At 66.1% G+C, this 11,608-nt stretch carries 8 protein-coding genes; 1 reads left to right on the top strand and 7 read right to left on the bottom strand.

The genetic code is table 11. The features are described 5' to 3' along the window. Positions 1-117: 117 nt before the first annotated feature. Both GFD18_RS10675 and glmM read right to left on the bottom strand, forming a co-directional pair. The gene (locus tag GFD18_RS10675) at positions 118-774 is read right to left on the bottom strand and encodes a peptide deformylase (RefSeq protein WP_163200300.1); all 657 of its coding nucleotides are present in this window, start codon (positions 772-774) and stop codon (positions 118-120) included. Positions 775-815: 41 nt separating this feature from the next. After that, positions 816-2,186 carry a phosphoglucosamine mutase gene (glmM, locus tag GFD18_RS10680; protein ID WP_163200299.1) on the bottom strand — a complete coding sequence of 457 codons (1,371 nt, stop codon included), beginning with the start codon at positions 2,184-2,186 and terminating at the stop codon, positions 816-818. Positions 2,187-2,370: 184 nt separating this feature from the next. Here glmM and GFD18_RS10685 point away from each other — a divergent pair, with 184 nt between their 5' ends. Then, positions 2,371-3,579, top strand: a complete 1,209-nt coding sequence (locus GFD18_RS10685; RefSeq protein WP_163200298.1) for an ATP-binding protein — start codon at positions 2,371-2,373, stop codon at positions 3,577-3,579. 225 nt (positions 3,580-3,804) lie between these two features. Here GFD18_RS10685 and thiC read toward each other — a convergent pair whose 3' ends face one another. The 5 genes from thiC to GFD18_RS10710 all read right to left on the bottom strand — a co-directional run. Next, positions 3,805-6,540 (bottom strand): phosphomethylpyrimidine synthase ThiC, encoded by a 2,736-nt coding sequence (thiC, locus tag GFD18_RS10690; RefSeq protein ID WP_225433085.1) that lies wholly within the window; start codon positions 6,538-6,540, stop codon positions 3,805-3,807. Between the two features lie 188 nt (positions 6,541-6,728). Further along, on the bottom strand, positions 6,729-8,099 hold the full coding sequence (locus GFD18_RS10695; RefSeq protein ID WP_225433087.1) for an aspartate aminotransferase family protein: 1,371 nt from the start codon (positions 8,097-8,099) through the stop codon (positions 6,729-6,731). 16 nt (positions 8,100-8,115) lie between these two features. Beyond that, a complete protein-coding gene (locus GFD18_RS10700) occupies positions 8,116-9,174 on the bottom strand; it encodes a phosphotransferase (RefSeq protein ID WP_163200297.1) in 1,059 nt (352 codons plus the stop codon). 10 nt (positions 9,175-9,184) lie between these two features. Further along, positions 9,185-10,735, bottom strand: a complete 1,551-nt coding sequence (locus GFD18_RS10705) for an ABC transporter substrate-binding protein (protein ID WP_163200296.1) — start codon at positions 10,733-10,735, stop codon at positions 9,185-9,187. Next, positions 10,732-11,608 (bottom strand): ABC transporter ATP-binding protein (locus GFD18_RS10710; RefSeq protein WP_163228294.1); only part of this gene is annotated, 877 nt, incomplete at its 5' end. The genes GFD18_RS10710 and GFD18_RS10705, both read right to left, overlap by 4 nt.

The following is an 11,608-nucleotide window of genomic DNA, read 5'->3' on the forward strand; positions in this document are numbered from 1 at the left end:
CGTCGGCGCGGTATCATGGTGAAAAATCCGCAATGCCGAGGTATGGGGGAAGGCGTGAACCAGCAGAATCCGGATGGCCGGATGGTCGGAAACCGTCGGGAACGACGCGAACGAACGCTACAGTTCGAAGCCGAGCTGCTTGGCGGCGGCCGTGGGCACCGGGTCGTCGCACCAGTAGTCCTCGAGGTTCTCGTAGGTGGTGAGACTGCGGATCTCGGCCTTGTCGATGTACAGTTCGCCGCTCAGATGGTCGGTCTCATGCTGGAAGATGCGCGCCGGCCAGCCGTGCAGCTGCTCCTTGTGATGCTGTCCGTGCTCGTCGTCCCATTCGGCGGTGATGTCCACCCAGCGGCGACGCACCGCCTGGTAGCCGTCGAAGCTCAGGCAGCCCTCGTAGAAGCTCGCGGTCTTCTCCCCAACCGGCGTGTAGACGGGGTTGATGATCGCGTGGAAGGGGAATTCCGCGACCTCGCGCGGGTCGTCCTCGTCGTCGCGAATGTGGTCCTCGACCACGGCGAGCGCCAGTCCGAGACCGATCTGGGTGGCGGCGAGACCTACGCCCGGGGCTTCGAGCATGGTGTGGCGCATGGTCTCGATGAGCTTCTTCAGCGTGTTGCGGGACAGCTGGCCGTTGTAGCGTGCGGTCTTGTGGCGGAGCACCGGCTCGCCGGCCTGCACGATGGGCAGCAGGCCGTCGTTGTCCTTGGCGTCCTTGAGCATGAGCTCGACCTCGCGGTTGAGCTCCATGTTGACCTTGGTGTTTTTACCGAACATGGGTGGGTCCTTTACTGCTCCCGGCAGAGGGAGCGAACGGGTTACAGGGCGAGTTCGTCGGCGACGACCTGGGCGAGGCGGTTGCACACCTCGTCGGCCTGCTCCTGGGTGGCGGCCTCGGCCATGACGCGCACCAGCGGCTCGGTGCCGGAGGGGCGCAGCAGCACGCGGCCGGTGTCGCCGAGGAGCTTCTCCTCGCGTGCGACGGCGGCCTGCACCGCGGCGTTGGTCTTCGCGGCCATCTTGTCGACGTTCGGCACGTTGACGAGCTGCTGCGGCAGCTGCGGGAAGTCGGCGGCGAGCTCCTTGAGGCTCTTGCCGGACTTCATCACCTCGTTGCACAGGGTGAGCGCGGTGAGCGTGCCGTCGCCGGTGGTGGCGAATTCGCGGTTGATGACGTGGCCGGACTGTTCGCCGCCGAGGGTGTAGCCGCCCTTGAGCATCTCCTCGAGCACGTAGCGGTCGCCGACGTTGGTCTGCACGGTCTTGATGCCCATGTCCTTGAGGGCGAGCTTGAGGCCGAGGTTGCTCATCACGGTGACGACGAGCGTGTCGTGGGCGAGCTTGCCTTCGCGCTGCTTGGCGCGGGCGAGGATGCCCATGATCTGGTCGCCGTTGACCATGTTGCCGTCCTCGTCCACGGCGAGGCAGCGGTCGGCGTCGCCGTCGAAGGCCACGCCCATGACGGCGTCGGAGGCCTTGACCATGGCCTGCAGCTGCTCGGGGTGGGTGCTTCCGGCGTGCTTGTTGATGTTGTAGCCGTCCGGCGAGGCGTTGATGACGATGACGTCGGCGCCGGCGCGGCGCAGTGCGGTGGGGGCCACGACGGAGGTGGCGCCGTTGGCGCAGTCGGCCACGATCTTCAGGCCCTTGAGGGGCTTGGTCTGGGTCTTGTCCTCGCCGATGGGGGCGACGGCGGCGACCAGGTGGTCGATGTACAGCTTGGTGGCGGTCTCGGTGTCGTGCGAGATGCGGCCGACGCCGGCGCCGGTCGGGCGCTCCCAGTCCTGGCCGAGCACCGCCTCGATGTCGTCCTCCTTGGTGTCGGGCAGCTTGAAGCCGCCGCGGGCGAAGAACTTGATGCCGTTGTCGGGCATCGGGTTGTGGGAGGCGGAGATCACGGCGCCCATCTCGACGTTGAGCACGGAGGTCAGGTAGGCGACGCCCGGCGTGGGGATGATGCCGGCGTCGATGACGTCGAAGCCGCCGGCGCTCATGCCGGCCGACAGCGCCGCGGCGAGGAAGTCGCCGGAGACTCGGGTGTCGCGACCGACCAGGGCACGACGACGGCCCTCGCTCTGGTCGTCACCCAATACGCGAACGGCGGCGTCGCCCAAATCAAGCGCCAGCTGCGCGGTCAGATCACGGTTTGCCAATCCACGAACACCATCGGTTCCGAACATACGTGGCATGTTCTGTCATCCTCGCTATCTTAGGGAAGCATTGATACGAGCACCATGGTACTCATGACTCCCCGCCAACCGCCGCCGTTGCCGAAAATACTGCCCGTTTTCATCGCATTTTTCCCCGTCTTCCCCGATTCGACGAACGATTGTTATATTGGGCAATGCGATTACGTGACGTAAGGAGACTGATATGGCGGACGGCGGCGCGATGCGGCAGGACGGCGTGCTGGTGCGGATCACCGGATTCGACGAGGGGCGTGCGCACTACTACGGCGTGATGCCGAACGGACGGACCACGCAGCTGACGTTCCCCAACCAGGAGGTGCTGGAGGTCGGCGAGGTGATGCTCGTCGGCGAGGACTTCTATACGAAGGTGCCGGAATCGGTGTGGCCCGTCAAGCCACGCGTGGGCATCGTGCGCCGTGCGCTCAATGACTGCGTAATCCTGGAGACGTCGGACGGTTTGGAGATGCTCGAGGGCGACTACCCGCAGAACATCATGCCCGGCAACACGGTGGAGTTCACCGACCTGTTCGGCATCGAACGGGTGCTGTGGCCGACGGCGATACGTCCCGGCGAAAGCGACCATGACGACGACATCAAGCAATACCGCCTGACCCCGAGCGCCGACCCGTCGCTGACGTTCTCCTCGTTCGGCGGCTACGAGCAGGTGATATCGCGCGCCAAGGAGCTCATCGAGACGCAGCTGGGCAACAGCGAGCAGATGCGGGCCATCGGCGCCAAGCCCATCAAGGGCGTGATCTTCACGGGCGCGCCGGGCACCGGCAAGACGCATCTGGCGCGCATCATCGCGAACGTGGCCGACGCGCAGTTCTATCTGGTCTCGGGTCCGACGATCGTAAGCAAGTACGTGGGCGACAGCGAGGAGACGCTGCGCATGATCTTCGCGGCGGCGCAAAGCGACAAGCGCGCCATCATCTTCTTCGACGAGATCGATTCGATCGCCTCGTCTCGCGACACCGACACGAACGGCGTGGGCAAACGCCTGGTGGCGCAGCTGCTGACGCTTATGGACGGGTTCGCGTCGAAGGGCAACGTGGTGGTGGTCGCGGCGACGAACCGCATCGAGGACGTCGATCCGGCGCTGCTGCGCCCGGGCAGGTTCGACTGGCAGATCCCGTTCCCCATGCCGAGCGAGCATGACCGGCTGGGAATCCTCGAGGTGCAGGCCCGTTCGCTGCGTTGCGAAGGAGAGCTGCCGTTGGCCGAGGTGGCCGCGCGCACGGAGGGATGGAGCGGCGCCGAGGTATGCGCCATCTGGACGGAGGCGGCGCTGGTGGCGGCCAAGGACCGTCGCAGCGCCATCCGCGCCGACGACCTCATGACCGCGTTCGGACGGGTCCGCCGCCGCCCCGAACTACGCCAGCATACGCGGTAGGGGCCGCATGCGTGGGCGCTCCCCTTCAGCGAGGGGAGTCAGGCGATACACCCCTTTACTCTGACTCCCCTCGCTGAAGGGAGCGGTCGACGTAGTCGACTGAGAGAGGAAGAGGAGAGGGGGATGCCGCCTGATACACCTGATATATCAGTGAGTCCCTGTTGAATCACTGGTCCGATGGACCGTGATTCAACAGGGACTCACTGATTAGGGCTTACTCCGCGATCACTGCGCGGCCTTGGAGTAGAGCTTGCCGCCCTGGGCGCGGAACTTCTCGCTCATGGCGTCCATGCCGGCGGCGATGTCGTCGGCGCTCATCGCGGCGCCGGACTTCACGCCGCTGTCGGCGACGGCCTGTGCTGCGGCGTCGACGGCCGAGATCTTGCCGGCGATGGTGTCCTTGACGAGCTGCTCCTGCTGGGCCGCGTTGCCGAACTTCTTGCGGATGTTCTGGCTGATGGCCATGGAGCAGAACTTCGGGCCGCACATGGAGCAGAAGTGCGCCATCTTGGCGGGCTCGGCCGGCAGGGTCTCGTCGTGGAAGGCGATGGCGGTGTCCGGGTCGAACGCCAGGTTGAACTGGTCGAGCCAGCGGAACTCGAAGCGGGCCTTGGAGATGGCGTCGTCGCGGTCCTGGGCGTGCGGATGGTGCTTGGCGATGTCGGCCGCGTGGCAGGCGATCTTGTAGGCGATCACGCCCTGCTTCACATCGTCCTTGTTCGGCAGACCGAGGTGCTCCTTCGGCGTGACGTAGCACAGCATGGCGGTGCCGTAGCGGGCGATCTCCACGCCGCCGATGGCGGAGGTGATGTGGTCGTAGCCGGGGGCGGTGTCGGTGGTGAGCGGTCCGAGCGTGTAGAACGGGGCGCCGGAGCACACGGCCTTCTCCAGTTCGATGTTCATGCGCACGGTGTCGAACGGGATGTGGCCGGGGCCTTCGATCATCACCTGCACGTCCTTGGCCCAGGCGCGCTGCGTGAGCTCGCCCAGGGTCATGAGCTCGGCCAGCTGGGCGGCGTCGTTGGCGTCGGCCAGGGAGCCGGGACGCAGGCCGTCGCCGAGCGAGAACGCCACGTCGTACTTGGCGAAGATGTCGCACAGCTCGTCGAAGTGCGTGTACAGGAAGCTTTCCTGATGGTGCTGGAGGCACCACTCGGCCATGATGGAGCCGCCGCGGGAGACGATGCCGGTCATGCGGTTGGCGGTGAGCGGCACGTAGCGAAGCAGCACGCCGGCGTGGATGGTCATGTAGTCCACGCCCTGCTCGCACTGTTCGATGACGGTGTCGCGGAACAGCTCCCAGCTGAGCTTGGAGGCGTCGTCCTCCACCTTCTCGAGGGCCTGGTACATCGGCACGGTGCCGATCGGGACCGGGGAGTTGCGCAGGATCCACTCGCGGGTGGTGTGGATGTCGTTGCCGGTGGAGAGGTCCATCACGGTGTCGGCGCCCCACTTGGTGGCCCACGTGAGCTTCTCCACCTCCTCGTCGATGGAGCTCGTCACCGCGGAGTTGCCCATGTTGGCGTTGAGCTTGGTGAGGAAGCGGGAGCCGATGATCATCGGCTCGGCCTCGGGATGGTTGATGTTGCACGGCATGACGGCGTGGCCGGAGGCCAGCTCGGAGCGCACGAGCTCCACGTCGCAGTTCTCGCGTTCGGCGACGTACTGCATCTCCGGGGTGATGATGCCGTGGCGGGCGTACCACATCTGCGTGACCGGATGGTCCTTGGCGCGCATCGGGTCGTGCTTGCGGCCGCGCCACTCCTTGGTGGCCTTGCCGCGCTTCATGGCGCGCTTGCCGTCGTCGGCGAGGTTGCGCCTGCGGCCCTCGTACTCCTCGACGTCGCCGCGGTCCTTGATCCAGCCGAGGCGCAGGGGCTTGAGGCCTTCCTTCGGATCGCACTTGGGGCCTTCGGTGTTGTAGTCGATGAACGGCGGGTTCGGGCCGACGCCGGGGGTGTCGGACAGCTTGATCTCGGTGTACGGGACCTCGAGGTCGTAGGTGCCGTGCTGGTTCTCGAAGTGCACGGTCTTGGTCTTGCGGATGTGCGCCTTGTCGCGTTGCTTGGAGTCGCGGGCGGCGATGTCGACGCGCTGCTGCTTGGCGAGCTTCTGCGCGGCCTTGGCGTCCTTGGCGTTGGTGAACTTCTTCTCGCCGGCGGCGGGCTTGGCCTCCTCCGCGGGGGCTTCGGGCTTGGCGGCGCGCGGGGCGTAGCCGTGCTTCGCGTCGCCGCGCACGGACTTCCAGCCCTCGACCATGGCCGCGGTGGCGGCCTCGGGGTTCTCGGCGTTCACGATGGCGTCGGTGGCGAACCAGCCGGCGGCCTTGGTGCCGGCCAGGTCGGCGGTGTCGGCGGCGGTCACTCCCCCGCCCACGACGACCGGGTACACGCAGGCCTCGGCCATGGTGTCGACCTTGTCGAGGGTGAGCAGCGTGCTGTGCTCCTCGGCCTTGGCGGCCTCCTCGAGCTCGGGGGTGGCGAGATGGTACGGCGTGGCGGCGATGTAGTCGATGCAGCCTTCGGGAATCTCGTTGAGGATCGGCACCAGGCCCTCGATCTGGGCGGAGAGGCCGATGATGGCGTCATCGCCGAGCAGGGCGCGCACCTCGCGCGGCTCCATGTCGTTGGCGCCGATGTGCACGCCGTCGACCTTGATGCCCTTGTTGCGGCACTGCCAGGCCACGTCGGCGCGGCCGTCGATCACCAGGGCGACGGAGTCGGACTTGTCGTTGTCCTCGATGATCTGCGCCAGATCCTGTGCAAGCCCGGTCAGCTCCTTCGCGGTGACGTGGCGTGCGGAGAGGCGGATGAACGTCGCTCCCCCGCGCAGCGCGTCGTCGACGACATCCGTGATCGCCTTGTCGCCGACCGTATGAGGTCCGACGACGAGCGACGAGGACAGGTCGAAGCTGTCACGCATCGAAACGTATGGGAATGCGGTATGTGCAGAACTCTGCATGGAACTTCCTATCTTCCTACGGCGGCATTACCCGGCCAGGTTCTACGGTCTCGGACGCTTTCCGATCTCAGCCCTCGCATTTGGGCACCCGTGCGGATTTGTTGTTACGCTCCTCACGCTAACACCACGCACGGTCAAACCGTGGACGGGTCTGGCGTGTTGGGGAAGTTCATGGTAATGGGCAATGGTCACCCGAACAGCGGTGCGATGGCGGCGAGTTCTGTCAGCAGGCGGTCGGCGTCGGACCGGGTGAAGACCAGCGGCGGACGGAGTTTGAGGGAGCTGCCGTCGGCGGCGGAGCCGGAGATGAGCACACGCCGGTCTCGCAGCGCCGCGATGATGCGGGCCGCGGCGTACGGGTCGGGCGTACGGGAATCGTCGGCGGCGAGGATGTCGATGCCGATGAACAGTCCGGCGTGGCGGATGCCGCCGAATCGCGGCGCATCGGCGAGCAGCCGGGCGATCTCGGCGGCGATGTGATCGCCGAGTTCGCGGGCGTGGCGTTGCAGTTCGCGCGACTCGATCTCGTCGAGCACGGCGCTGGCGGCGCGCATGGAGACGGGGTTGCCGCCGAACGTGTTGAAGTATCTGGTGCAGGCGGCGAAGGTGTCGCCGATCTCGTGCTTGTAGACGACGGCGCCGGTGGGGATGCCGTTGCCCATGGGCTTGCCCATGGTGACGATGTCGGCGTCGGCGCGGTGGCGGCGGAATCCCCAGAACCGTTCGCCGGTGCGCGCGAAGCCCGACTGCACCTCGTCGGCGATGAGCAGTCCCCCGGCCTGGTGCACGGCGTCGGCGACGTCGGCCACCCAGCCGGTCGCTCCGGGCAGGACGCCGTCGGAGGAGAAGATCTGGTCGAGCAGTACGGCTGAAACGCCATAACCGGCGTCGTGGAGCTTTGCGAACGCGGCCTCGAATCGGGCGACCAGTTCGGCGCGGGCTGCCGCTGCGACGGCATGGTCGTCGAACGTGCCGTCGGGTTTTTTGAGTATGTCGTCGACGGGCACGGCCACGAGGAACGGCGCCAACGGCAGTCCCGTGCCGAAGCTCGGCGAGACGGAGGAGACGAGCGACGTGATGCCGTGGTAGGCGTTGCCGGTGACGACCACGCCCCGATGGCCGGTGAACGTGCGGGCCATGCGCAGGGCAAGGTCGTTCGATTCGGATCCGGAGTTGGTGAACGCCACATGGTCGAGTTTGTCGGGGAACGTGGCGAGCAGACGTTCGGCGTAGTCGACGACCTCGTCCTGCAGGTAGCGGGTGTGCGTGTCCTGCCGGGTGAGCTGATCGGCGACGGCCTCGCGCACGTGAGGGTTGGCGTGGCCGACGACGGCGACGTTGTTGTAGCAGTCGAGATAGTCGGTGCCGTCGGCGGCGAACAGGTGCGCGCCTTCGCCGCGCACGATGTGCACCGGATGCTCGTAGAAGACCGGGGCGAGGCTGCCGAGCGTGCGCTGGCGTCGGGCGAGCAGGGCCGCCTCGTCGGGAGTAAGATCGGCGGCGCCTTTGGTCGGATCGAAGCTGTTGACCATGCGCTTCATGCCGGAACGTGGATTCATGGGGACTCCTATTCGACTATTCGACGCCCAGACCGGAGAGGACCTGCTCGGCGGGGAGGGATTGGAGCATGGCGAGCTCCTTGATGCGGTCGGAGACGCTGGAGAGGTAGTGGTCGGCGCGATGCTCGGCGAATCGGTTGGCGAGCGCGGGAATCAGCACGGTCAGCGCGCAGCGGGCCTTGATGATCTGCGGCAGCAGTCGCAGCTGCGAACGGTCGAAGTCGGGGCGGGCGCGGAGGAATCCGTCGAGCACGGTGCGGCATTGCGCGAACGGGTCGTCGATGTCGGCGGGGTTGACCATGTAGAACAGGCAGGTGCCGAGGTCACAGACCTGCGGCTGGGCGTGCATGTCGCCGAAGTCGAGGATGCCGGCGACATGGGTCGGGTCGGCGGGGTCGACGGTCACGTTGCCGGGGTGGAAGTCGCCGTGGCATATCGCCTCGTCGCAGTCGGCGATGTCGTCGGCGACGGTGCGGTAGTCGTCGACGACGTTCGCGACCAGCCTGCGGATGGCGTCGTTGGGCAGGTAGTCCTTGGCTTCGTCGGCGATGACGGGCAGCAGGCGGACGTCCCAGAGTATGCGTCCGTATCGGTCGTCGAAGCTGCCGAGGCCTGTCAGAGCCTGCTGGAGCTGGCCGAGTTTGGAGCCGATGTCGCGTACCAGCGCGGTGCGGTACGGTGGTTCGACGGTCGAGAGCACGCGGCCGGGCAGGAACGTGGTCAGCGTGGCCCAGCGGGTGCCGTCGGCGGTGTCGCAGCGGACGACGAGCCCGTCGTCGACGCTGGGGATGATGCGCGTGGCGGGGATCAGCGGCGAACGGGTCTCGAGCAGCCGCAGGGCCTTGGCGCGCAGCAGCACGGCCGCATAGTCCTCGCAGATGTTCTCGATGCGCAGCACGTATCGCGGGCCGTCGGCGTCGGCCGGCGTGACGGCGAAGGTGTCGTCCTTCTCTGTCATGATGCGGCGGAGCGTCGCATGGCCGAGATCGTATTCGCGGTCGAGCAGGTCGCGCGCGTACTGTTCTCCGATGGAGGCGTAGGGCGCCTCGAGGGCGCGGAAACCGAGCAATTGCATGATGTCTCCTCTACTGTTCCTGGGCGATGCTGACGTCGGAGAGCTTGTATTCGCCCAGCGTGGTGACCTTGAAGTTCTTCACCTGGTCGCGCACGGCGAACAGGCCGGGCTTGTACACCAGCGGGATCTCGGGGGCCTCGTCGGCGATGATCTGCTGCACTTCGGCGTAGTCCTTGAGTCGGGCGTCGGTGTCGCTGTCGGCGGCGGCCTTCTTGATGAGCTCGTCGACGCGCGGGTTCTTGTAACCGGAGTTCACGTTGGCGCTGGACGAGAACATGTACTGCATCCATTCGTCCGGGTCGGAGATGTCGTTGGTCATCTCGAACATGGCAACGTCGAAGTCGCCGGCCGTGCGGTTGGAGTACACGGTGGTCGAGTCGAGCGTCTGCAGGGTGACGTCGATGCCGAGCTCCTTCCACGATTCCTGAAGCACCTGCGCGAGCATGGACTTCTCCGGGTCGCCGGACTGCACCTGGATGGTGAGACTGAAGTGCTTCGGCGCGTTGGACTTGGCGAGCTCGGCCTTGGCCTTCGCCATGTCGTACTTGAGGTCGCGCGTCTCCTTGGCGTAGCCCATGAGGTTCTTCGACAGCATGGAGTTCGCCGATTCGGCCTGGCCGTAGTACACGGCGCGTACGATGGCGGCCTTGTCGATGGCGTAGGCCATGGCGCGGCGCACATGCACGTCGTTGAGCGGCTTCTTGCGGTTGTTGAGGTTCACCCAGATCAGCGACGTCGACGGGAACGAGTCCACGTGCACGTTCTTCGTCTTCTTCAGGGAGGCGACGGAGACGGCCGTGGGGAACTCGTCGATCTGCGCCTGGCCGGCCTGCACCATCTGGCTGCGGGTGTTGGCGTCGGCCACGTACTTGAACGTGACGGAGTTGAGCTTCGGCAGGCCCTTCTCCCAATAGTCGGTGTTCCTGACGAGCTTGATGTAGTCGCCCTTCTTCCACTCGCCCACCTTGAACGGCCCGGTGCCGATGGGGTCGCTGCGGAACTGCGATTCGCTCTTGCCGGCGAAGTTCGCGGGCATGATCGAGATTGCGGACATCGACAGGTCGGCGAGCAGCGGCGCCCACGGCTGGGTGAGGTCGAGCCGCACCGTGTAGTCGTCGATGATGTCGACGTTCCTGATGGCGACGAACAGGAACTGCCACGGCTTGTCGTCGCGCGCGGTGCGGGCGAAGTCGATGGAGAACTTCACGTCCTTCGCGGTCATCGTCTTGCCGTTGTGGAACTTCACGCCCTTGCGCAGGCTGAACGTCCACGACTTGCCGTCGGCCGACTTCTTCCACGACGTGGCCAGTCCCGGCTCCACGCCCGAACCGTCGGTCTTGTTGCGCGTCAATGTCTGGAACACCTGCTGGATGGCCCAGATGTCGCCGTTGCTGTAGCCGGTGGCCGGCAGCATGTCGGTGGTCTCCAGGGACCTGGCGACCACGAGGTCCTGCGTGTCGGCGGCCGTGGACCGCGAGCCGCAGGCCGCGACCGACGTCATCATCACCGCGGCGACGGCCACCGCCGCGAACTTCCTCAACATTCGCAATGCCTTCATCATGCCTTCTCCTCGTTCGACGGCCTGTCCTGCGCCAGCTGTTCCACGTATTTGCTCGACAGCTTGGGGATGGCGTCGATCAGACGTTTCGTATACGCGTTGGACGGATGGCTGAACACCTGTTCGGTGGGCCCCTCCTCCACCAGATCGCCGTGGTAGATCACATACGTGCGCTCGCAGATGGACCGCACGATGTTGAGGTCGTGGGAGATGAACAGGATCGACAGGTCGAGCCGCTTGTTCAGGTCCATCAGCAGGTTGATGATGCCGGCCTGCACGGAGACGTCGAGCGCGGCGGTCGGCTCGTCGGCGATGAGCAGCCACGGGCGGACGGCGAGCGCGCGGGCGATGGCCACGCGCTGACGCTGGCCGCCGGACATCTCGCCGGGCAGGGCGTCGAGCAGTTCGACCGGCAGTTCCACCAGGTTCATGAGATATTCGCAGTAGTCGTCGGCTTCGGCGACCATGACGACCTTGTGGTAGAGGATGACCTCGCGCAGCATCTTGCGCACGGTGAGTCTGGGGTCGAGCGAGGCGTACGGGTCCTGGAACACCATCTGGATCTCACGCCACTGCTCGCGGCTGCGCTTGTGGCCGAGCTCGCGGCCGTCGAAGACGATCCTTCCGCTGTAGTCGTCGTTGAGTCCGACGACGGCGCGGGAGATGGTGGACTTGCCGGAGCCGGATTCGCCCACGAGGCCGACGATCTCGCCGAGATCGACGTGCAGGTCGGCGTCCTTGACCGCCTTGAACCGGGTCTTCTTGCCATGGACCTTGGTGACGAATTCGATGTTGAGGCCCTGCACGTCGAGCAGACGCGTGGCGTGCGCGTGCGGTCTCGAATCCTCGCCGAACGGGTTGACGATGCGTCCTTCG

The sequence above is a fragment of the Bifidobacterium saimiriisciurei genome, assembly GCF_010667655.1.
Classification (GTDB): Bacteria; Actinomycetota; Actinomycetes; order Actinomycetales; family Bifidobacteriaceae; genus Galliscardovia; species Galliscardovia saimiriisciurei.